At 61.7% G+C, this 22,852-nt stretch carries 20 protein-coding genes; 14 read left to right on the top strand and 6 right to left on the bottom strand.

The genetic code is table 11. The features are described 5' to 3' along the window. Window positions 1-375: 375 nt before the first annotated feature. Window positions 376-1,173 carry an AraC family transcriptional regulator gene (locus NCT03_RS29835; RefSeq protein WP_244831704.1) on the bottom strand — a complete coding sequence of 266 codons (798 nt, stop codon included), beginning with the start codon at window positions 1,171-1,173 and terminating at the stop codon, window positions 376-378. 237 nt (window positions 1,174-1,410) lie between these two features. Here NCT03_RS29835 and NCT03_RS29830 point away from each other — a divergent pair, with 237 nt between their 5' ends. The 5 genes from NCT03_RS29830 to NCT03_RS29810 all read left to right on the top strand — a co-directional run bounded on the left by NCT03_RS29830 (window position 1,411) and on the right by NCT03_RS29810 (window position 9,095). Further along, window positions 1,411-3,027 carry a cyclic peptide export ABC transporter gene (locus NCT03_RS29830; RefSeq protein WP_250494980.1) on the top strand — a complete coding sequence of 539 codons (1,617 nt, stop codon included), beginning with the start codon at window positions 1,411-1,413 and terminating at the stop codon, window positions 3,025-3,027. Continuing rightward, on the top strand, window positions 3,024-3,839 hold the full coding sequence (locus NCT03_RS29825; protein WP_250469644.1) for an ABC transporter ATP-binding protein: 816 nt from the start codon (window positions 3,024-3,026) through the stop codon (window positions 3,837-3,839). Before NCT03_RS29830 ends, NCT03_RS29825 begins: the two co-directional genes overlap by 4 nt. Continuing rightward, on the top strand, window positions 3,836-4,744 hold the full coding sequence (locus NCT03_RS29820; RefSeq protein WP_250494979.1) for an ABC transporter substrate-binding protein: 909 nt from the start codon (window positions 3,836-3,838) through the stop codon (window positions 4,742-4,744). The genes NCT03_RS29825 and NCT03_RS29820 overlap by 4 nt, the downstream gene beginning before the upstream one ends. Continuing rightward, window positions 4,737-6,767 (top strand): Fe(3+)-hydroxamate ABC transporter permease FhuB, encoded by a 2,031-nt coding sequence (gene fhuB / locus NCT03_RS29815; protein WP_250494978.1) that lies wholly within the window; start codon window positions 4,737-4,739, stop codon window positions 6,765-6,767. The genes NCT03_RS29820 and fhuB overlap by 8 nt, the downstream gene beginning before the upstream one ends. A gap of 129 nt (window positions 6,768-6,896) precedes the next feature. Next, window positions 6,897-9,095: a TonB-dependent siderophore receptor gene (locus NCT03_RS29810; protein WP_250494977.1), complete on the top strand. Its 2,199-nt coding sequence runs from the start codon at window positions 6,897-6,899 to the stop codon at window positions 9,093-9,095. A gap of 373 nt (window positions 9,096-9,468) precedes the next feature. Here the strand turns inward: NCT03_RS29810 and NCT03_RS29805 are convergent, their stop codons facing one another. Further along, on the bottom strand, window positions 9,469-9,879 hold the full coding sequence (locus NCT03_RS29805; RefSeq protein ID WP_250494976.1) for a hypothetical protein: 411 nt from the start codon (window positions 9,877-9,879) through the stop codon (window positions 9,469-9,471). A gap of 185 nt (window positions 9,880-10,064) precedes the next feature. On the opposite strand from NCT03_RS29805, the gene NCT03_RS29800 reads away from it, so the two are divergent. Genes NCT03_RS29800 through NCT03_RS29790 form a run of 3 tightly spaced genes read left to right on the top strand, consistent with a single transcriptional unit; the run spans window position 10,065 to window position 11,491 of the window. Next, window positions 10,065-10,541, top strand: a complete 477-nt coding sequence (locus tag NCT03_RS29800) for a response regulator (RefSeq protein WP_250494975.1) — start codon at window positions 10,065-10,067, stop codon at window positions 10,539-10,541. Then, the gene (locus tag NCT03_RS29795) at window positions 10,516-10,854 is read left to right on the top strand and encodes a hypothetical protein (protein ID WP_244831711.1); all 339 of its coding nucleotides are present in this window, start codon (window positions 10,516-10,518) and stop codon (window positions 10,852-10,854) included. Before NCT03_RS29800 ends, NCT03_RS29795 begins: the two co-directional genes overlap by 26 nt. 43 nt (window positions 10,855-10,897) lie before the next feature. Then, a complete protein-coding gene (locus tag NCT03_RS29790) occupies window positions 10,898-11,491 on the top strand; it encodes a pyridoxamine 5'-phosphate oxidase family protein (protein ID WP_250494974.1) in 594 nt (197 codons plus the stop codon). A gap of 18 nt (window positions 11,492-11,509) precedes the next feature. On the opposite strand, the gene NCT03_RS29785 is transcribed toward NCT03_RS29790, so the two are convergent. Then, window positions 11,510-12,634: a sensor histidine kinase gene (locus tag NCT03_RS29785; protein ID WP_250494973.1), complete on the bottom strand. Its 1,125-nt coding sequence runs from the start codon at window positions 12,632-12,634 to the stop codon at window positions 11,510-11,512. Between the two features lie 429 nt (window positions 12,635-13,063). Here NCT03_RS29785 and NCT03_RS29780 point away from each other — a divergent pair, with 429 nt between their 5' ends. Further along, window positions 13,064-13,285, top strand: a complete 222-nt coding sequence (locus NCT03_RS29780) for a YjzC family protein (protein ID WP_250494972.1) — start codon at window positions 13,064-13,066, stop codon at window positions 13,283-13,285. Between the two features lie 70 nt (window positions 13,286-13,355). On the opposite strand, the gene NCT03_RS29775 is transcribed toward NCT03_RS29780, so the two are convergent. Then, complete coding sequence (locus NCT03_RS29775; RefSeq protein ID WP_502800442.1) at window positions 13,356-13,730, bottom strand: DUF6632 domain-containing protein; 375 nt, start codon at window positions 13,728-13,730, stop codon at window positions 13,356-13,358. A 356-nt stretch (window positions 13,731-14,086) separates the two neighbouring features. On the opposite strand from NCT03_RS29775, the gene NCT03_RS29770 reads away from it, so the two are divergent. The 4 genes from NCT03_RS29770 (at window position 14,087) to NCT03_RS29755 (ending at window position 19,157) form a co-directional block, all read left to right on the top strand. Further along, window positions 14,087-15,673, top strand: coding sequence for a sugar ABC transporter ATP-binding protein (locus tag NCT03_RS29770; RefSeq protein ID WP_250494970.1), 1,587 nt, complete (start codon window positions 14,087-14,089; stop codon window positions 15,671-15,673). Next, window positions 15,670-16,668 (top strand): ABC transporter permease, encoded by a 999-nt coding sequence (locus tag NCT03_RS29765; RefSeq protein ID WP_244831717.1) that lies wholly within the window; start codon window positions 15,670-15,672, stop codon window positions 16,666-16,668. The genes NCT03_RS29770 and NCT03_RS29765 overlap by 4 nt, the downstream gene beginning before the upstream one ends. Before the next feature lie 98 nt (window positions 16,669-16,766). Next, window positions 16,767-17,909, top strand: coding sequence for a substrate-binding domain-containing protein (locus NCT03_RS29760; protein ID WP_250494969.1), 1,143 nt, complete (start codon window positions 16,767-16,769; stop codon window positions 17,907-17,909). A 177-nt stretch (window positions 17,910-18,086) separates the two neighbouring features. Next, a complete protein-coding gene (locus NCT03_RS29755) occupies window positions 18,087-19,157 on the top strand; it encodes an SDR family oxidoreductase (RefSeq protein ID WP_244831719.1) in 1,071 nt (356 codons plus the stop codon). Between the two features lie 142 nt (window positions 19,158-19,299). Here NCT03_RS29755 and NCT03_RS29750 read toward each other — a convergent pair whose 3' ends face one another. Next, a complete protein-coding gene (locus tag NCT03_RS29750; RefSeq protein WP_250494968.1) occupies window positions 19,300-20,652 on the bottom strand; it encodes an MFS transporter in 1,353 nt (450 codons plus the stop codon). Between the two features lie 57 nt (window positions 20,653-20,709). Beyond that, entirely contained in the window at window positions 20,710-21,648 is a 939-nt protein-coding gene (gene kce / locus NCT03_RS29745; RefSeq protein ID WP_250494967.1) for a 3,5-dioxohexanoate:acetyl-CoA acetone transferase, read from the bottom strand. 157 nt (window positions 21,649-21,805) lie between these two features. On the opposite strand from kce, the gene NCT03_RS29740 reads away from it, so the two are divergent. Further along, on the top strand, window positions 21,806-22,831 hold the full coding sequence (locus tag NCT03_RS29740; protein WP_250469655.1) for an AraC family transcriptional regulator ligand-binding domain-containing protein: 1,026 nt from the start codon (window positions 21,806-21,808) through the stop codon (window positions 22,829-22,831). Window positions 22,832-22,852 lie beyond the last annotated feature (21 nt).

The following is a 22,852-nucleotide window of genomic DNA, read 5'->3' as shown; positions in this document are numbered from 1 at the left end:
GCGTTTCTTCTTCATCGGCATATCCATGACTTTTACCTCTCATAATATGCCTCGCCCACAGAATTACGGATAGGTCCCCATAGCCGACCTTCCCCGGTTACGAACCGTGTGGCTGCAGTCCGTCCGTCTGCGGTTATTCGCCGGCTTGCACCGCTGAATCGAACGTCCGCAGGCGCGCATGAGTCTTCACGACCCTCAACCGCCCTTCTCCCCCACGTACCGACGACGACGGCTTTCAACGCTACAACGGCCATTCGACATTCAGCTATCGAGGCCCGAACGAAGACCGCAGCTATACGAACGTCATTCGAGCAACGATGCGATCTACATCTAAGTTTCCAACTCGAAGTCTGCATAAGCCGCCCCGCTCTCCGTTTATCTGCTCGACGAGCGCGAGGCCAGGTAACGTTGTGGCGCCTCTCCCGTGACCTGACGAAACATGACGATGAAGGCACTGGCACTGCGATAGCCAAGCTTCTTCGAAACTTGCGTCACAGGCTGTCCCAGCGTAAGGAGCGTGATTGCCTCCGCGACTCGTATCTGCTGACGCCATGCGCCAAAGGTCAATCCAGTCTCGGCATTCAGATAGCGCGCCAATGTTCGCCCACTGGTGTGAAACTGCTCGCCCCAGAAATCGAGCGTCAGTTCGCTCGCCGGGTCGTTCATCATGTGCTCGCAGATCTGCAGCAGCCGTGCATCGCGCGGCAATGGCACGCCGGGCTCGGCGAGCGCGGGCGTCTCTCTCAACACCTTCAGCAACAGCGGCGCGCTGAGCGAGGCATGGCTTCCCTCGGCGTATCGCTCGCCCGCGGCGCCCAGCACGATGGCCAGCTCTCTCATCAACGGCGACACTGCAATCACGGCCGGTTGATGCCACGACCACGGAAACACACGCGGCTCGAAATACACACTGCATAGTTGCGTGTCGCCGACCGCGTGCAGTTCGTGATCGACATCGGATGGCAGCCAAACTGCGCGCGACTGCGGCAGCGTCCAGGTGCGCGAGGGCGTGAGCACACGCACGACGCCGCGCACGGCGAACACCAGTTGTCCGTGCTTGTGTTGATGCCAGGTTATACGCTCCCCATGACGATAGTCGACGAGGGTCGCCATCACGTCTCGCGACAGCGGGACGCGTTCGATCGGATAGCGTTTGAGCAGGAACTCTTTCATGGTCGCGAAAAAGTGGTACGCAAAAAACTATCGATAAAACACCAATAGTTGTCAGAAATTCGATATTCGGTGTCGGCCTGATTTTTCGACGAAACGCTAAACTCGTCGTCACTCAACACTTAGCGCCGACCCATCGGTTGAAATGTTAATGGTTCGCATTCTCGCATTTTTGTTGCCGCCCAATGCGCTTTGCGGGCAGCCGCCTGCCTTGGCTGCTTTCAACGAGGGTGTGCGCACGTGTCTCTGATAGCCTCGTCGATCCGCAGCGCGCGCGGGTTGTTGCCTGTCGCGCTGGTCGTCAGTCTCGTCAGCGGCGCGGCGAACGCGGCGCTCGTCGCGCTGATCAATCAGGCGCTGCGCGCAACCGGCGACGAACTACTCACGCTCGGCGTGCGCTTCGCGGCGCTGGGCGTCGTGGTCATTCTCACGCGGGTCGTTTCGCAGATGCTGTTCATGTATCTCGGACAGGACGCCAAGGCGAGGTTGCGCTTGCAGACGATCGGCCGCATCGCGGGCGCGTCGTACCGCGATCTCGAACGATGCGGCGCGTCGCGCGCCATCAACGCGCTCACGCAGGACCTCGACACCATCGTCGTGTTCTTCATCAGTCTGCCGTCGATCGTCATGCAGGGCGCGGTGATCGCGGGTTGTCTCGTCTATCTCGGCATGCTGTCCCTGCCGATTCTGCTGTTCGCGCTCGTCGCGATCGGCGCGGGATCGCTCGGCACGCATCTGATCGGCTCGCGGGCGCTTCTCCATCTGCGCGATTCGCGGCAGCGTGAAGACGGCCTGTTGCAACGCTTTCGCTCGCTCTTCGACGGCGCGAAGGAACTGAAGCTGCATCGCGCGCGTGCCGAAGCGTTCGTCGCGCGTGATCTCGCCCCGCATGTGGAAGCGGTGCGCGCGCAGCGCACGCGCGGCTACATGCTGCACGCGTTGGCCGCGAGCTGGGGCAATCTGCTGCTGTTCGGCTTCGTCGGCCTGACCCTCTTCGTGCTCGCGCGTCTCTTCGATGCCGACGCGCACGTGATGTCCGGTTACGCGCTCGTCTTCCTTTACCTCATCATGCCGGTCGAAGGATTGCTGGCGGCCCTGCCCGCCATTGGCAGCGCGCGGATCGCGTTCGAGCGCATCGATCAGCTCGAACAAGCCCTGCCGCCCGAGCCCGCAAGCGCCTCGCTCGACGCCGACGCGTTCGCGAGCATTACGCTCGAAGGCGTCGAACATCGCTACGTGCGCGAAGCCGAGGACGGTTTTTTCACGCTCGGACCTATCGATCTGACGTTCCGGGCGGGCGAACTCGTCTATCTCGTGGGCGGCAACGGTAGCGGCAAAACCACGCTCGCGAAGGTGCTGGTCGGGCTGTATGCGCCGGAGTCGGGACGCATCGTCATCGACGAAACGGTGGTGGACGACGGCAATCGCGCCGCTTACCGGCAGCTCTTCTCCGTCGTCTTCAGCGATTTCCATTTGTTCGATTCGCTGCTCGGCCTGCCCGCGCACAGCGAGGCCACGGCGCGCGCGCTGCTCGTGGCATTGCAACTAGAGCACAAGGTGCGCATCGACAACGGCCGTTTTTCGACGCTCGATCTGTCGCAAGGCCAGAGGAAGCGTCTTGCCTTGCTGGTGGCGTTTCTGGAAGACCGCCCGTTCTATCTCTTCGACGAATGGGCCGCCGACCAGGACCCCGCGTTCAAGGACGTCTTCTATCGCGTGCTGCTGCCGCAACTGAAGGCGCGCGCCAAGACGGTGCTCGTCATCACCCACGACGACCGTTATTTCGATCTCGCCGATCGTATCGTCAAGCTCGACAGCGGTCAGGTGAGTTCCACGAAAAAGGCGGCGCTCGCATGAACGGCCACGTCTACCAGACGGCGTACGCGACCGCGACGCCGCCCGCCTTCTCGCTCGAAGGCGTGTCGCGCTCGGCGGGCGGGCGCACGCTCTTGCATCCGCTGGATCTGCATATCGAACCGGGCCGCGTGACGGGGCTTGTCGGGCACAACGGCTCCGGCAAATCCACGCTCGTCAAGCTGCTCGCAGGACAGATTGCTCCGGATACGGGCGTCGTCCGATGCGCGGGCCGGCCGCTCGCCGACTGGAGCACGCGCGAGTTCGCGCGTGAAGTCGCCTGGCTTCCGCAGCAGACGCCATCGACCGATGGCATGACGGTGCGCGAGCTCGTCGCGCTCGGCCGCTATCCGTGGCACGGCGCGCTCGGGCGCTTCACGGCCGGCGACGCCGCGCACGTCGACCGGGCGATGCAAGCCGCCGATGTTCATTGTTACGCCGACCGCACCGTGGACAGCCTGTCGGGCGGCGAGCGCCAGCGCGCGTGGATCGCGATGCTGGTCGCGCAGAACGGGCGCTGCATGCTGCTTGACGAACCGACGTCGGCGCTCGATGTCGGCCATCAGCTGACCGTGCTCGAACTCGTCAGGACGCTGTGCGCAGAACGCGCGATGACCGCTGTCATCGTCATGCACGACATCAACATGGCGACGCGCTTCTGCGACCGGATCGTCGCGTTGCGCGAGGGGCGTCTGCTGATGCGCGAGGACGCGGCGGTAATCGTCGATCCGGCGCGGCTCGAAGCCATCTACGGCGTGCCGATGTCGGTTACGACCGATGCGTCCACCGGCCGCCGCATGTGTTTTCCGTCATGAAGTCGCCACCGAGACGCACGCTGCTGCGAGGCGCCGCCGCGCTGCTCGCGTTCTCGCGCGCCGCGCGCGTCGTGGCCGGACCGGCGCCGCGACGTATCGTCGTATTGAACTGGGAGCTGACCGAGACGCTGCTCGCGCTCGGGCGCGCGCCGGTCGGCATTCCGCTGCCCGCGTGGTATGCGAACACGATCGCGGTGCCGCCGCTGCCGTCCGATGTCGCGGATATCGGCCTTCTCTATCAACCCAATTTCGATGCGCTGCTCGCGCTCGCGCCGGACCTGCTGATCGTCACGCCCGCGCATGCGGGACTGCTCGCGCCGCTGCGGCGTATCGCCCCGACGCTCACGCTCGGCGCGTATATGACCGACGGGCATCCCTACGCGAGCCTGTGCGCCGAAACCCGCGTGATGGCCGATGCCTTCGACGCCCGCGCCCGGGCCGACGCGCTCTTCGCGTCGACCGAGCGCGTCATGAGCGACATCGCGGCGCGCGTGCCGCGCGGCCGGCCGGTGATCGTCGCGGACGTGATCGACGAGCGGCATCTGCGCGTGTACGGCGCGGGCAGTCTCTTCAACGATGTGCTCGCGAAGATCGGGCTGTCGAACGCCGCGACTGCGCGCGTGCGCTGGACGACGAACGCGATGGGTTCCACCGTCGTGCCGTTGCCCCGTCTCCTCGAAGCCGCCGACGCCGATATCGCGTTGACTCGGCCGCTCGCGCCCGACATCCGCGCGGCGCTGACGGCGAGCCTGCTCTGGCGCGCGCTGCCAGCGGTCCGCGAGAAGCGCGTGGCCGTGTTGCCGGTGATCGCCCCGTACGGCGGCCTGATTTCGATGCAACGCTTCGCGACCGCAATGGCGAATGCACGCGCCATCATCGATAACGGCGGAGGTGGGCTTGCGTAGCAGCCGCGTCGCGCTCACTCGCCCGTCGGCGCCGCCACGCGACTGGCGGCTTGCACTTTTCGCCGGCCTGATGCTGCCCGCCGTGTGCCTCGCCGCGTTGCATTTGCATGGCGCGCTCGACGGCGCATCGTTCTGGAAGGCGCTCGTTTCGCCCGATCTCACCGACATGCGCGACGTGCTGGTGCACGAGAGCGTGCTGCCGCGCATCGCCATGACGCTGCTGTGCGGCACGGCGCTCGGGCTTGCGGGCGTGCTGGTGCAGCAGGTGTTGCGCAATCCGCTTGCCGAACCGATGACGCTCGGCATCTTCCCCGGCGCGTATCTCGGGCTCGCCGTCGTGAGCGTGTGGCTGCCGGGCTGGCTCGCAGCGGGTCGCGAAACCATCGCGCTCGCGGGTGGCGCGCTGGCAATGATCCTCGTGCTCGGCCTGGCATGGTTGCAACGCATGTCGTCGCTTGCCGTGATTCTCGCGGGCATGGTGGTGAATTTGTACTGCGGCGCGATCAGCCTCGCGATCGGCGTCATGCATTTCGATCTGCTGCAAGGCTTGCAAATCTGGGGCGGCGGCGCACTCGATCAGACCGGCTGGCAAAGCGCCGCGCGCGTTGCGGCGAGCGTGGGCGGTTGCGCGCTGGCGTCGGCGCTGCTGCATCGACCGCTGCAACTCTTCGATGCCGGCGATGCCACCGCTCGCAATCTCGGCGCCGCCGTCGGCTGGATGCGCGGCGCGGCGCTGCTGGTCGCGGTCGTGCTCACGGCGAGCGTGGTGGCGCAGGTCGGCGTGATCGGGTTCGTCGGATTGGCGGCGCCGCTCCTCGCGCGGCTCACGGGCGCGCGCCGCCTGCGCGACCGGCTGGTGTGGGCGCCGCTTTTGGGCGCCGCCCTGCTCTTTCTCACCGACGAACTCGTGCGCATCGTCTCGCAGGGCGAGCTGTTCTCAGCGCATCTGATTCCCACCGGCACGGTCACGTCGATGATCGGCGTGCCGCTCCTGGTCGTCCTGCTGCCGCGCCTTCGCACCACGCCGGACATCCGCGAAACGCATGACCGCGGCACCTCGCCGCACGCCGTGCGCACGATGCCGCCCGTATGGGCAGCGCTCTTCGCGATCACGTGCGCGTTGTCGTTCGTCGTCACGCGCGGACCGGACGGTTGGCGGTTCGCGCATCCGGCCGACATCGACGCGCTCCTCTTCTGGCGCGTGCCGCACCTGCTGGCCGCGCTCGCAGCGGGCAGTCTGCTGGGCGCGGCGGGCGCGCTGTTGCAGCGCATGACCGCGAATCCGATGGCAAGCCCAGACCTGCTCGGCGTCGGCTCGGGCGGCATGTTCGGCGTCGTCGCGGTGCTGCTGATCGCGGGCAGCTTCGAACCGGCCGCGCTGTTCGCGGGAAGCGTGGCCGGCGCGTGCACCACGCTTGGCTTGCTGCTCTGGCTCGGGCGGCGCGCGCGGTTCGCGCCAGAGCGGTTGCTGCTCGTCGGATTGTCGATCAGCGCGCTGTTCCAGGCGGTCGTCGGCGCGGTCATGGCGAGCGGCGATCCACGCGCGGGCGTGCTGCTCGATTTGCTGGTCGGGTCGACCTACTACATCGAGCCGGCGATGGCATTGCTCATGGCCGTGCTGGCGATGTCGGTACTCGCCGTGGCGCCGCTGTTCGCGCGCTGGCTGGCGGCGCTCGGCGCCGGTCCGCAGGTGGCGGCGAGCATCGGCGTGCCGGTCGGGCGCGCGCGCTTCGGCCTGTTGCTGCTCGCGGCGGTATCGACGGCGGCGGCGACGGTCGTGGTCGGACCGCTGTCCTTCGTCGGGCTGATCGCGCCGCATATCGCGCGGCTCTCGGGCGGGCGGCGTCCGCTGCCGCAGGTCTACCTCGCAGCGATGCTCGGCGCGCTGCTGATGGTCGTCGCGGACTGGCTGGGACGGCAGATTCCTTATCCGGAGCAACTTCCGGCCGGTCTCGTCGCGACACTGCTCGGCGGTCCGTGGCTCGTCATGCTGATCCTGCTGCGCGGTGCGCGGCAAACATGACGGTTGCATCGAAGTCGATAGAACGGGGCCGCGCGTGCCTCGCACCACACAACCAATGTCCCCATCCGATTCAAGCCCGCATGCAGCGGGACGACGCCGTTTGTCTATTCAACGATGGGATGAGAAAACATGAGAAGAGGGAATGACCCGCGCGGCGCGATGCCCGCGCCGACGACGGGATGGCACGTGCGCGCGCCGCGCATGACGCCGCTTGCGCTCGCGCTTTTGACGATGCTCGGCGCGACGTCGCCGCCCACACGCGCGCAAAACCCGGCGGGCAGCGATGTGACGTTGCCCGCCGTCGTGGTGACCGACAGCACCGGCGCCGATGCGACGACCGAAGACAGCGGCTCGTACGCCGCGAAACGCGCGACCATCGCGGGCAAGAGCGCGCAATCGATCAAGGAGACGCCGTACTCGGTTTCCGTCGTCACGCGCCAGCAAATGGACGACCGCAACGACACGACCATCGAAGAAGCCTTGCGCTACGTGACGGGCGTCAGTTCGGTCAGCTACGGCGACGGCACGGCTTATTTCCGCGCGCGGGGCTCGCAACTTGGCATCGAATTCGATGGCACGCCCATCGTCAGCGGCCTGCAATATCTCACGCAATTCGACCTCGCGATGTACGACCGCGTGGAAGTGTTGCGCGGACCGGCCGGCGTGATCGACGGCGCAGGCGAGCCCGGCGGCGTCGTCAATCTCGTGCGCAAACGGCCGCAAAATCAATTCCATCTGACGACCGACACACAAGTCGATTCCTTCGGCAGCGTGCGGCAGATGATCGACGTCACCGGACCGCTTAACAAGGACGGCAGCCTGCGCGGGCGCGCGGTGATCGTCGGCGAGGCCGGGCATCAATCGATCGACCGGGCGCGCAGCAAGGAGTTCATGGCTTATGGCGCGATCGACTACGACTTCACGCCGCGCACGACGCTCTCGCTCTCGGGCGGCTACGAAGTCCTGCCGATGTACGGCCTCGACTACGGCGCGAGCGGCGTGCTCAATGCGGATCAGACCGCACTCGTCGGCCGCGTGCCGAGTTCGTATGCACAGAACTTCAGCCCGAGCTGGAACACGTCGTACACGTCGATTCAGGAAGCCAACGCGAACCTCGTGCATCGCTTCGAAAGCGGCTGGAAGTCCTCCACGACGCTGTTCTACCGGCACATGCTGACGCGGGCGTACTACGCGTACTCGGGACCGGGCGCGACCACCGATGGCCTCAGCTTCTACGGCGATCAGAATCAGCGCAACACGTACGACTGGTTCGGCGCGGACAGCAACGTGTCCGGTCCCATCCGGCTCTTCGGGCAGACGCACACGTTGACGGTCGGCGCAAATTATTCGGTGATGTCGTCGACGGCGCTCTCGGGCTTCCAGTCCGTCGATGGCCCGTTCGACGGCGGCACCTTCAGCCTGTTCGATCCCAACGCCGTGCCGCAGGTCGATACGCCCTTCAGCTTCGGCACGAACGAGCGCACCGTCCAGTACGGCATCTACGCGCAGGCGCGCATCAAGCTCGCGAATCCGCTGACGCTCGTGCTCGGCGCGCGCGAGGCGTTCGTACAGGATCGCACGCAATCGACACTGCCCGACCTCTCGGACTGGGCGACGAACTCGCAGATCAACCATCGTTTTCTGCCGTCGGCGGGACTCGTCTGGGATATCGTGCCGGCGGTCACCGCGTACGCGAATTACGCGCGCTTCCTCGACGCCCAGACGCAGACGACATTCTCCGGCGCGGGCATTCCACCGCGTTCCGGCGAGCAATACGAAGTCGGCGTGAAGAGCAGCGTTCTAGGCGGACGCCTGAATACGAACATGGCGCTGTTCCGTATCAACGACAACAACCGCGCGGTCGACGATCCCGATCATCAGTTCTATTACCTTGCCGCCGGCAAGGCACGCAGTCAGGGCGTCGAACTCGAAGTCACCGGACAGCCGATGCCGGACTGGAACGTCTATGCGGGCTACACGTATTTGAACGAGCACTTCGAGAACGATGCGCCCGGCCTCACCGATGGCACGGACCCCAACCATCTCTTCAAACTGTGGACGCGGTATCAGTTTAAGCAGGGCGTCATGCGCGGGGTATCGGTCGGCGGCGGCATGCTCGCGCAGACACGCATATCGCGCGGCGTCGAACAGGGCGCGTATGCCATCTTCGATGCGCAGGTCGGATATCGCTTCAACAAGCATCTCGAAGCGACACTGCAGTTGAACAATATTTTCGATCGCGGCTATTACATTCGCCCACCCGGCCAGTTCTACAGTGTATTCGGCGACAGGCGTAACGTCATGTTGAGTGTGCGGACCGACTTCTAAGTTTACGATGACGCTTGGGCGACTGTCGGGACGGAAGCACTGACCTCCCACCGTCGGGTTGTCCGCAGACAGGCGATGATCGCCATCGGCTGTCTGCTTCTGAGTAACATAAAGAATCAGCAAGAAATTTCGTGAGACGAAGTCGCCGCAAACGACATATGACGGAAGTTGGTAAGTCTCGGTCAAAGATTTCTCAGTAACACCAAGCAACGTAAGTTGGTGCTCAGCAGCCGCCGTCTTGGAAAGCCCCGGTTGAACATTTAAAACTCTGAGCGTTACTGCACACGTGCGGCTGATGTCTCTGATCAATACCAGTCGATTACGGCTGCCAACTTCGATAAGTGAGGGCCTACCCTCATCGAGGCGGATAGACTCACGCTTTAGAAGGTGAACGAAAAGATCTGTCTGTTTCTGCCTCGTTATGCAGCCACATATCGCTGCGCTGTGCCTGCCCGCATACGACATACATATCATCGATTCTCGCTCCCGGAGTATTCGCGGCTGAATACTTGTAATGCCCTAAATCGACCGCAATACTCCTTGGCGCGATGGGATCATCGAGCGCTATTCCTACAATGTCCGCCGCTTCGCCCGCTCTGTCATCATCGACCATCACGTCATACGCGTATCGATCCTTCAAAACTTCGACGGTTCTGTACCGCACCGAGTCCTTCCTGCGTTCTTCACGTTGCGATTCCTTCTTGATATCAATATCTGTCCAGTCGAGTATCTCTAGCTTTTGCCGGAGAAACGGCGTTGAGCCTGTACGCAACTCAGTGTGCATGTTTCAATCCCGTCTGCAGTCGGATCGGACTAGCCGCAGATGCAACCAATCTGGCGCCCAACTTCTCAATCGCCAACCAAGACTCAGAAAACCTCACCACCCCATCCAACCCAGCAACCTAGAGTAGACTGCAACCTCAACATCAAAACCCCGCACCTCGGTCCTCACTGTTGGGAGCACTTCAAATGAAAGTTCTCGTAGTGGACGATTACACCGATACCACCGACATGCTCGCCGAAATCGCGGGGTCCATGGGTCATGCGGTCACTCGCGCCTACACCGGCACCGAGGCGCTGAAAGCGGCCGCAGGCGAAGGCGCGTTCGAACTCATTCTTCTGGATATCGGGCTTCCCGATATCAATGGCCACGCTCTGTGCATGCGACTCCGCGCATCCGAGAAATATGCCTCCCGGCGCATCTTCTCGCTGACCGCACACGACGACATCCACGAACATTTCGATATGTCGTGCTTCGATGGACACTTGTCCAAACCGCTATCCGTCGCCGCCATCGAATCGTTGCTGTCGGGAAAGAAAGCCGAAGAGCCGGTTCGCCAATCGAAACTCCGTCGCTTGCACCATCGTGCGCTTCGACGTATCGAACCACGGTGCAGACGATCAAATCAGGGAGGCCGCAGTGCCAGACATCAATGGATTCGCTGACGACCGTTCCGATCACAAACTCGAATCGTTACGCCCACTCGCCGATTATCTGGAACGCGCGCTCGACAAGGCGACAAGCGTCGTCCTTATTCGGCATACCGCCGACGTTTGCACGGTCTATCTCGGCGACCCATCCGGGCCCAAGGAAGAGTTGAAACAAGTAGGCTCGATTCCAAAATCGCTCGCCGATGAAATGCTGGAACTGACCTCATCGGGTGCAAATCGAATCGAGATCGACGAGCAGTCGTATCGCTTCGTGCGCAGCTTCACGCAGATCGACGACACAGCCGCCATCGTCTTCAAGGCTGACTAATCGCCGCTGCCACTTCAACTGCATCAAGCAACGGAGGCGTCAGTTGAGCAACGCTTTGGATGCAATCCTGGCGCAGACGTGGAGCCATCTGATTTCAGGCGCCAATCCCGGCCGCGAGCGTTCCGCCTACACGTTGATGCAGTTCGCGACCATCGGGCTCGATGGCGCGCCGAAGCTGCGCACGGTCGTAATGCGGCGTGCCATCCAGGACCGCGCGCTTGTGAGCTTTCACACGGACGTGAGATCGGAAAAGGTCGCTGAGATCGAACAGGAGCCGAACGTCTCCGCGCTTGTCGGCGACTGGAGTGCCGGCATCCAGATTCGACTCGAAGGGCGCGCGCAACAAGTCATCGACGATGACGAAAGACTCGCCGTGTGGAACGCGAGCCGCCCCGGATCGCTCGCGCTTTATCGCGCGCCGTTGCCTCCGGGAACACTAGTGGACAGTCCGCCCGATGCGCGCCCGAAGCCCGACGACACAACAGCGCACACTCAGACGGATGGCTTCGAACACTTCTGCCTCATCGACGTCATCGTCAGTAAGATCGATTTCCTCGACGTCTCGGGCGAAATGCACCGGCGCGCAAACTTCTGGCTCGAACGCAACGAGTGGCACGGTCATTGGATCGCGCCATGAATGCTGCCAACCTCGACTTCATGCGTGTGAAACGAGCGGCAAGCGAATAATGAAGACGCAACCGTGGCCAGGAATGTCCTTCACTTCCACGGTTCCCCTCAAAGTTTCTACGTTGCGCCTCACAATAGTCAGTCCTAAGCCCAGTCCACTGCGATCTGCGTTGAATTGCACGAAAGGATCGAACATCGACTCGCCGTTCTTACAAGGAAGTCCTCCGCACTGATCGTGGATTTCAATAAAGACGTCGTGATTCACGTAGATTCTCAACGCGACCGCGCTTTTCTCCTTGGTGAACTTGAACGCATTCTGTAAGAGGTTGATTATCGCCTCATACAACAGGTCGCGATCTCCACGAACCTTGATGAGCGCGTCGACCGGAGTAACGGAAAAGCTTTTTCCACGGGCTGTCGCGTCCACTCGCGCCGCTCCCTCGATTTCGAGGATTAAGGGCGCGAGACTGAAGATAACGTCGTCGTAACGTACGGTCGCCGGGTCTGCCGAGTCGCGAAGCATTCGGTCAGTCAGCTTGCCGAGTCGCAAAAGACTACGCTCAGCAAGTAATCCGGTGGCTCCTTTCGCGCTCAGATTTCCTCGTTGTAAAGCGGTGAATGCGAGCAGCGTAGTGTGGATCAGATTGCGCATCTCGTGCGCGAGCATTCTGTTCTCATCGGTCTGCGTCTGAGCGCCGCTATTCGTGCGCGCGTTGTCTCGCGCGGCCGAATAAGCCATCACGGCATTGGCAACCGCCGTATCGATGCACAGATTGAGTATTCGAAACTCGTGTACCGTGAAAGGCGCATCCCGTTCTACGGCCAGTTCGGTAATCGCCTGGCATAGATCGCCGTAACCTACTACGATGTCTTCGATCTTGAGTCCTGTTCCGAATAACACCCTGCCTGCTTCGCGTGCGGTTCTGCCTATCGGGGTATCGTTCGATCTACCCCGTTCGGGAAGCCCCGTTGTCGAATTCTGAGTTTCGGCGGTGCGGTGCTGGCGCAGAAGTTCGGTAATTTGCGTAAGCAGTTCCGGAAGGACGATCTTTATATCCGCCATCGCCGGAGATTCAGCGTTCCGCTTGAAAGTCATGATGCGGCAACGTTCAAGCAAGATGCTTCGATTATTCTTGAGAAACTCGTGCATCATGGCCCTGCTCCTGATGAAGTCCAAAGCCAGGAAGCGTCCTTCAGGGAGACGATCTCGCCTGCATCGACAAGGATCGATCAGACCTTGACCGCCCGCCTTGAAACTTCGTTGGTCAAACTAATGTCGCGTTGTCGTTCGAACCGTATCGTCTTTCTCTTGTCGTGGGCGACGGTTTCACCGCTGGACTAGCGCAATCGCTATTCCCGTGCCGTGCTCCCGTGCCCATAAAATAACAGTTTGGCGACATCCCGCAGGCAACGACTGATAATCGGCGATTTCGGCTGACGCACGACGAGAAGCGAGCGAATAACGCCCGCTCGCGTTCACACGAACTCGACTCCCTGCGCCGTTTACCGACCGGCATGACACCGCTCGGAACGCCGATTGCTCTTTCGTCGGTCCGTATGTGGTTCCAAAAGGAGAAGCTAAATGGCAGGCGACAGTTCGTACAAGCCCGGTGAAATCGTCAAAGTATCGGGCATTTACTCAGTGGTCTATGAGGACGGGAAAGATACCTTTGAAGTCACCTGCGTCGAGGGCGAACATTTTCCGCCCACGCGAAACGCAAAAGGCGCGCACTTCGAGTTGAAATACGGAGCGACGCATTCGCACAAGCATGAAGCGTTGAAGGAAACTCAAGCGCAAGCCTGAGCGCATATAAGGTATTGGTCGCGGTACGTCCTACAGACTCGGGACGCACCGCGAACACTGCATCGGCGGATTAAAGCGCTCGTGCCTTGTTTTCGCGCGGCATAAGGAAAGCCAGCACGGCCGCAACAATAAATAGCGCAGGCACATCGCCGAGCAAATGACCGACGTGGCGCGTGCCGTCCATCTCGGCGCCGAACGACTGCACAGCCATGATTGCGCCGTGCACGACGCTCGACCATACCGTGAACCAGATCAGGCTCAGATGCTTCATCGGGTTGCGCGATGCCATCAGTAGAAAAACGCCGAGCGTCGCGTAGATGCCGACAATCATCAGCGGGTAGTCGGAATGGCCGCTTTGCCAACTCCATCCGGAAGGCCACAGGATCATGAGCGGCCATAACGCGAAGATGGCGATTAAACCCACGGCAATCAGCGCGATGCGCAAGGCGGCGAGTCGTCGGGCGTCGTTCATCGTGCGCTCCCAAAGAAGGCGTGCTTGCCGCACACGATACTCCCGCGCACCGCTCCCAATTCGGCGGCTCCTTCGCATCGGCAATGTAGTCGAGCGTCTGCGCGCCTGACGGACAATTACTCGTAGCTCTCCGTCACAGAACGCCGTCCCCGGAACGATAGGATCATCACAAAACCAGTCGATATTGTTGCGATTCTCTCGTTCAGAACACGAAACCTAGGGCTATCTGTTATTGACGCACCATTTACATGATGCGAAGATCACAACACAACACGCGGCCCGACCGCGAAAACATAAGAATTCGTCTATTCGACGAAGGAGACATCAGGATGAGTCAGCCGGTCGCGGCCGCTTCATCGCCGCCAGTTCCGTTGATCCGTGTGACCGGCGTCACCAAAAGGTTCGGTGGCGTGCAGGCGCTGCGCGGCGTCGATCTCGAAGTTCTGCCGGGCGAGGTGCACGCGCTGCTCGGCGAAAACGGCGCGGGCAAGTCCACGCTCATCAAGATATTGAGCGGCGTCCACGCCTACGACGAAGGATCGATCGAAATCGCGGGCAACCGGGTCGCATTCGAATCGCCCGCGAAGTCGCGCGAGGCAGGCGTTGCCGTCGTGTATCAGGACTTGAGTCTGGTCGAATCGTTGTCCGTCGGCGCCAACCTCATGCTCGGGCGCGAACCGCGCACGCGCCTCGGCTTCGTCCGGCAACGCGAACTCATGGCGCAGGTCAGCACCTTTTTGCGCGAACACAATATTCCGCTCGATCCGCGCGTGCCCGTGGATTCCTTGCCGTTCGCCTATCGCCAGATGACGGAGATTTGCAAGGCGCTGATGGGCGATGTGCGCGTGCTGATTCTCGACGAACCCACGTCCGCGTTGACAGGCGGCGAAGAACGGATTCTCTTCGACGCTATTCGCACCGTGACGGCGCGCGGCGTCGGCGTGATCTACGTGACGCATCGGCTGAACGAGGTCTTTCGCATCTCGCAGCGCGTGACCGTGTTCCGCGATGGTGCAAACGCCGGAAGTTTCGCCACCGCCGAAACCGACATGAAGCAGCTCGTCGCGGCTATCGTCGGCCCGCGTCATGCGGCCATGCAGGCGCGACAGCAAACCTCGGCGGGTGCGGCGGCGCAAACCAAAGTCGCGATGGCCGATCGCGCTGCCGATGCGCCGGTGCTGAAGCTGTCGAAGGTAAGCAACGCGCATCTTTGCGCCGTCGACTTGTCCGTGAGCAAGGGCGAAGTGCATGGCATTGCCGGACTGATCGGCAGCGGCCGCACGGAGATTCTGCAAACCATCTTCGGTCTGCTGCCCGTGGAGTCGGGCAGCCTCGATCTCGACGGCGAACCGCTCGGCGCGCGCAATCCCTCCGATGCAATCCGGCGCGGCGTCGCGCTCGTGCCTGAAGACCGTCATCTGCAAGGGCTCGTGCTCGATCATTCGATCGAACGCAATCTGACCTTGCCGCGCCTGCCGCGGTTTTCGAGCGGCGGATGGCTGCGCGCGAAAGCCGCCGCGCAACAAGCACGCGTCGCGATGAAGCAGCTTTCCGTGAAAGCGCCCGATGCATCGACACACGTGAAGTTTCTCTCCGGCGGCAACCAGCAGAAGGTCGTATTCGCGAAGTGGAATCATCCGCGCCCGAAGTTGTTGTTGCTCGATGAACCCACGGTCGGCGTCGATGTCGGCGCGCGCGAGGAAATCTACGGCGTGGTACAGGACGCGGCGCGCGCAGGCACGGGCGTCGTGGTGGTGTCGTCGGATCTGGACGAACTGCTGCGGCTCTGCGACCGCATTTCCATCGTCGCCAATGGCGCGATTACACGCACTGTCGAGCGCGCCGAGATTCGTCACGCGGAAGAACTGCACCATCTCATACAACTGGCCCGCCCTACCGAAGAGCTTGCAACATGAACGAGTCTGTTTCGCCGATGCCCGCCGAACAACAAAGCGCCCAGCGTCATTCGCGCGCACGGCGCATTGCGCAGCTTCTGCTGCAGGGCGACCGCCCCTACATGCTGTACTTTGCGTTCGCGATTCTGCTGGTGGTGTTCAGCTTCGCGTCGCCGTGGTTTCTCTCCATCGACAACTTCCTCAACATCGGCCGCCAGACGGCGCTCGTGTCGATCATCGCTATCGGCATGACATTCGTGATCATCGCGCGGCAGATCGACTTGTCGGTGGGATCGTCGCTCGCGCTGTCCGGCATGGCCGCCGCGCTCGCGATGTCGCATATCGGCGATAGCTGGGTCATCGGCGCGATCGCGGGCATTGGCACGGGCGCGATCGTCGGCGCGATCAACGGTCTCGTCACGACGCGTTTGAACATTCCCTCGTTTCTCGTGACGCTCGGCAGCTTGAGCGCGGCGCGCGGACTTGCATTGATGGTCACGACGACGCGGCCCGAGATCATCACGAACGATCATTTCATTGCGATCTTCGGCGAAGGCGACATTGCAGGCGTGCCGGTGCCGATCATCTGGACCTTGCTTGCCGTGATCGGCGGCATTCTGCTTCTGCATTACAGCGTGTTCGGCCGGCAAATCTATGCAGCCGGCGGCAATCCCACGGCCGCGCTCTACTCGGGCATCAACATTCGCCGCGTGACGACGCTCGCATTCGTGCTGACGGGCGCGCTTGCCGGCCTCGCCGCGCTCGTCTTGTCCGCGCGTTCGCATGCGGCGCGCCCGGACGTCGTGCAGGGCATGGAACTCGACGTGATTGCCTCCGTCACGCTCGGCGGGTGCAGTCTCTTCGGCGGACGCGGCTTCATTCTAGGCACGCTGCTAGGCAGTCTCATCATCGGCACGCTGAATAACGGGCTCGTGCTGCTCGGCGTGAGTTCGTCGCTGCAACTCGTCATCAAGGGCGTGATCATCGTCGCGGCAGTCGCGTTCACGCGCAAGTAGTTTTGGTTTCCCGCGCAGATCGACATTGCGTGAGAGACCACGAAAGGCAAGTCAAAAAAGCAGGAGACGAAGTACAACGCGACCAATGGAGGCAAGACATGAACTATCGTCGTGGATCAGGTGTAAAGCTGGCGAGTGTCGCGGCGGCGACTGCCATGGCTCTGTGCTGTGTGCAGGCATTCGCGCAATCGTGCGAGAAGCTGAATGTGGCGTCGATCGGGCCGACGGGCATCGTCGGCCAGGGACCGAATGGTGAGAAGGCGGCAGCCGTCGATGCCGTCAAGCTGACCGATGCCGAAGCCGCCAAGGTCAAGGCCGGCAAGTTCAAGGTCGGCATTTCGATGCAGACGATGAACCTCGACTGGTCGCAACTTCAAGTGCAAGGCATTACGGATACGCTCAAGAAATACGGCGTGGAAGTGATCGGCACGGCATCGGCCGAGTATCAGGTCGACAAGCAGATCGCCGATATCGAGAACACGATCCAGCGCCATCCGGACGGCATCATCTCCATTCCCGTGGATGGCACGGCAACAGCCGCGACCTACAAGAAGGTCTCGCAGGCGGGCATCAAGCTCGTGTTCATGGACAACGTGCCAACCGGCCTCAAGCATCCCGAGCAATACGCGGCCATGGTCTCGGCCGATAGCGAAGGCAACGGCCAGATCGCGGCGAAGGTGCTTGCGTCGTGCGTGCCGAAAGGCGGCACGGTCGGTCTCGTGAACTTCGGCGTCGATTACTTCAGCACGACGGAGCGGACCAAAGCCGTCAACGACTGGCTGAAGAAGAATCGCGCGGACATCAAGATCAAGCAGGTCGCGTTCACCGATCCGTCAAAAGTCGGGCAGATTGCGGGCGACTTTCTCACGGCGAATCCGGACGTCAAGGGCGTGTTCGCCGTGTGGGATCAGCCCGCGCTGGACACGCTTACGTCGATGCGCGCGCAGGGCATCAACACGCCTGTGACGACGGTGGACCTGGGGCTCGAATCGGCAATCGAGATCGCCAAGGGCGGTCCGCTCAAGGCGACGGGCTCGCAACGTCCGTACGATCAGGGCGCAGCCGAAGCCATGGCGATGATGAAGGCGCTGATCGGCCAGACACCGCCCGCGTGGATTGGCGTGCAGTCGCTGCCGGTCGTGCAGTCGAATGTGCTCGAGTCTTACAAGACTGTGTTCAAGAAAGACCCGCCGCCGCAATTGGCCGATGCCTGCAAGAAGGCGGCGCCCGCTTGCGGTTGATCTTCTGACCGACAGCCAGCGCGGTACTGCGAGAGCGAAGCCTTTGCGGGCTTCGCTCTTTTTGCGTGAGGCTCGTCCGATGAAGCACCGCCGTATGCAAAGTACGCGTTTGCACGATCCCGCCTACAATCGAGCGACACCAAGATTCGCATCGATCCTCATCACAGGCACATCTCCATGCAAAAACGAGCACTTATCATCGGCGCGACGGGTATTGTCGGCGGCAATCTCGCGGAACATCTTCTAACGCTCGACGACTGGCACGTAACCGGTCTTTCGCGCGGCCGCTCGGCCCTGCGCGAAGGCGTCGAATCCGTGACCGCCGACCTGACTTCAGCGGAGTCGGTCAGCGAAGCACTCAACGGGCAGCACTTCAGCCACGTGTTTTTCACGGCATGGGCGCGGCAAGCCACCGAGAAAGAAAACATCCGCGTGAATGGCGCCATGGTGCGACATGTACTCGATGCGCTTGGACCCACCGGCAAGCTCGAACATGCCGCGCTCGTGACCGGCCTCAAGCACTATCTCGGCCCGTTCGAAGCATATGGTAAAGGCAAGGTGCCGCTCACGCCGTTTCGCGAGGAACAAGGGCGGCAGGACGTCGACAACTTCTATTACGAGCAGGAAGATAAGGTCTTTGAAGCCGCGAAGAAATATGGCTTCGGCTGGAGCGTGCATCGGCCGCATACGATCATCGGCTTTGCGCTCGGCAACGCCATGAACATGGGCGTCACGCTTGCCGTGTACGCGACGCTTTGCAAGGAAACCGGCGCACCGTTCGTGTTCCCCGGTTCACCCGCGCAATGGAACAGTCTCACGGACATGACCGATGCACGCCTTCTGGCGCGTCATCTCGAATGGGCATCGACTTCGCCCAATGCGCGTAACGAAGACTTCAACGTGGTCAATGGCGATGTCTTCCGCTGGAACTGGATGTGGTCGCAGCTCGCGGAATACTTCGGCATCGAGGCCGCGCCGTTCGATGGCGAAACGCGTCCGCTCGAATCGCGCATGCAGGACGCGCCGCGTTTGTGGGCCGATATCGCGGCGCGCTTCGGTCTTATCGAAGCGAACGTGGAGAAGCTGGCTTCGTGGTGGCATACCGACGCCGACCTTGGCCGGCCAATGGAAGTGCTCACCGATATGACCAAGAGCCGCAAAGCCGGATTTCTCGACTATCAAAGCACGCCTGATTCATTCTTTGAGTTGTTCGAGAAGCTGAAGGCGGCGAAGGTTATTCCTGGTTGAGTTTCGTACTTGGGGCAGGCCATCGAGACGGATGGCCTGCCCTGTGATGTTGCCGCCGCTGGCAACGCTAGCGCTTCCCGCAGACGCGGCAATCGTGCCTCCCATGCGTTCGCGAAGAATCACGCCGCAACTGCTCGACCGCTTACGAATGCGCGCTCGCCGCACCGCCTTCGGTCACACGCGATGCACTCACATCTTCGCGTCGAATCGCTCTTGCGAACACCGGAATGAGCGCCAGTCCAAGCACGGACGCCCCGAGAATCACCATGAAACCCGAATCGCTGCGGCCCGTGATGGTCTCGGTCATACCGAACAGATACGGCCCGACGAAACCGCCGATCAGCCCGACGGTGTTGATGAAAGCAAGCCCCGCCGCCGCCTGAATGCCTTGCAGTCGCTTCATTGCGATAGCCCAGTACGAAGGCAACACGCCGCCCGCGAAGAACGCCGTCACCGCGAGCAACACCATGCGCGCCGCAGGAACAGATGTCGCGACAAACACGCATCCGGCCGCGACGAGTCCCGCCGTCAGAATCCCGAGATACACGCAGTCGTTGCCGTAACGCCGATGAATACGCGGCAAGATCAACACGCCCAGCAGAAAGCCGATACCCACGCTGCTCGACAACAAGCCGACGATAAACGGCGTCTTCACATGCATCTGCTGAATCATTGCAGGCGTGAAGAAGTAAAGCCCGACGAACGCCACCTGATTCAAGAAATAGATGAGGCCGATGAGCACGGTCGTCGGCCGCTTGATCGCGGCGAGCCAGTCTTCCGAAGTGAGTTCGGAATGACCGTGCGTATCGATGACGGCGCGTGCTTCCAGCACTTGCGCTTCATCGGTCGAAAGCCAGCGGGCATCGCGCGGACGCTCCGGCAGCTTGAAGTAGAGCAGCACGCCCGCCAGCACGCTCGGGATGCCTTCGATCATGAACATCCATTGCCAGCCGTGCAGACCGCCCATGCCGCCCAATTGCATCAGCGCGCCGCCGAGCGGATTGCCAAGAACGAGTGCAAGCGCGGGCGCCGTGTAAATCCAGCCGACCGCGATGGGCCGGTCGGCGGGCGCGAACCATAACGTCACCATGTACATGAGCGCCGGAAAGAGCCCGGCCTCGGCGATGCCCAAGAGCACGCGCAGCGCATAGAATGACCATTCGCCTTGCACGAACATCATCGCGGTGGAAAGAATGCCCCAGCTCACCGCGATACGCGCGATCCATCGCCGTGGACCCACGCGATGCGCCGCGAGATTGCTGGGCACTTCCAGCAACGCATAGCCGATGAAGAAGATGCCGGAGCCGAGCCCATATGCCGCCGCGCTGATGCCGACATCGGCGGCAAGCTGCGCCTTTGCAAGCGCGACGTTCGTGCGATCGAGAAAGGACATGAAGTAGATCGCGCACATGAGCGGGATCAGCTTCAGCATCGCCTTCTTCGTCGCCACGCGATGCAGCGCATCGATACTGTCTTTGACCAAGCCGTGGTTCATGTTGTCTCCTGATAAGTCCGCTGCTGTTCTTTTATGTGGCAGCGTTGAGCATGGGATTCAGAGCGTGACTTCGTCGCGTCCCTTGAGACCGAGCATTCGCCGTGCATCGGCAGGCGTTGCGATCTCGAAAGAAAGCTCTTCCAGAATGCGGCGAATCTTTCTGACCTGCTGCGCGTTCGATTCGGCCTTCACGCCCTTTGCGATATACACGCTGTCCTCCAGACCCACGCGCACATTGCCGCCAAGAATGGCGCTCATGGTGACGAGCGGCATCTGATGACGTCCGGCGCCAAGCACCGAGAAGTGATAGTTGTCGCGTCCGAAGAGACGATCCGCGGTTGCGCGCATGACCGTCATATTCTCCGGGTCCGCGCCCATGCCGCCGAGAATGCCGAACACGGATTGAATGAAGAACGGCGGCTTGACGAGCCCCTGATCGACGAAATGCGCGAGATTGTAGAGATGCCCAAGGTCGTAGCATTCGAACTCGAAGCGCGTGCCCTTGTCGCCGAGTTGCTGGAGGATTCGCTTGATATCCCTGAAGGTATTGCGAAAGATCATGTCCTCCATGCCTTCGACGTAGTCCTTCTCCCAGTCGTAACGCCACGTCGACATCTTCGCGGCGAGTGGATGAATCGAGAAGTTCATCGAACCCATGTTGAGCGAGCACATCTCCGGCGCGGCATGCAGCGGATAAGCAAGCCGTTCTTCGAGCGTCATGCGCGTGCTGCCGCCTGTCGTGATGTTGATGACAGCGTCGGTCGCCTCCGCGATGGCGGGAACGAACTGCCTGAAGATATCGAGGCTTGGCGTGGGCCTTCCGTCTACGGGATCGCGCGCATGCAGATGGATGATCGCGGCACCCGCCTCGGCTGCTTCGATTGCCTGATCGCGAATGTCCGCGGGCGTGAGCGGAAGATATTCCGACATCGACGGAACGTGGGTCGCGCCCGTGACGGCGCACGAAATGATGACCTTGCGGGCCGGATTGCTCATCTGACTATCCTTGTCTCCATTGAGTTTTCATCGGGTCTCGATGCCGCCCGTATCGACGGACGAACTCTTGTGACACTGATAGTAGTGAGATAGCATCTCGTCGAAAAGGTCATTTTCGGACACACGGAAGTCCCGCGAGGACATTGCGAGGAGAGCCATGGCGACGACCCGCCCGCCGCTCAACGAGCGCATCTACGCGCCCTACAAGATCGCCGCGCTGGTCGAGGTGCTGGCGGAGCAAGGCATTGCTGCGGCGGACAGTCTGCGCGGCGTGGGCGTGAGCGCGGAGGAGTTGCAAGACGCTTCCGTGCTGACCTCCATCGGGCAATACGCTACCGTTTGCCGGAATGCAGTGGCGCTATCGTGCGAACCGGCCACGCCGTTCAAGGTCGGCGGCAAGCTGCATCTGTCAGCTTACGGCATGTATGGATACGCGCTGATGTCGTGTCTCTCGTTGCGCGACTATTTCAAGCTGGGCGTGCGGTATCACCGGCTCGCGACACCGACAGTCGCTATCGAATGGACCGAATATCCCGACAGAATGGTCTGGACTTTCCCCGATGCATTTATCTCGAGCCCTTCGCGTGAACTGCGCGAGTTCATCATCGAACAGCAATACACGCAGCATGTGACGCATCTTCAGGATGTTGCGGGCAGCGTCTGTCCGCCGGTCAAGGCGTGCTTTTCGTATCCTGCACCCGCGCACGCGGATATCTATCCGAAATATCTCGGCTGCCCGTGCTATTTCGATCAGCCGCAATGCGAGCTCGTCTACGACAGCGCCATTCTCGACCGCAAGCCGCAACTCGCGCACAAGCTCACGGCAGCGCTGCTACAGGAGACGTGCGACCGGTTGATTGGTCAGGCGAAGACATCGAGCGGTGTATCGGGCGAGGTGTATCAGGTCCTGATGAGCACACCCGGCGTTTTTCCGGGCATGGAAGCGGTCGCCGAATCGATGCATCTCACCACGCGCACGTTGCGGCGTCGTCTGGATGAGGAAGGGACGTCGTTCGTGGCTATCGTGGACGATGTGAAACGTTCGCTCGCGCTCGAATATCTGAAGACGACGAAGATGAGCACCGACGATGTCGCGATGCTTCTCGGCTTCAGCGATGCGGCGAACTTCCGCCGCGCGCTCAAGCGGTGGACGGGCAAAGGGCCTGGCGAGCTGCGACGATAAATACATTGCGGAAACATTCGC

Origin of the sequence: Caballeronia sp. GAWG1-1 (assembly GCF_023631465.1) — a bacterium.
Lineage (GTDB): Bacteria > Pseudomonadota > Gammaproteobacteria > Burkholderiales > Burkholderiaceae > Caballeronia.
The sequence above is the reverse complement of the archived record's forward strand: the minus strand, read 5'-3'. Positions and strand labels throughout refer to the sequence as shown.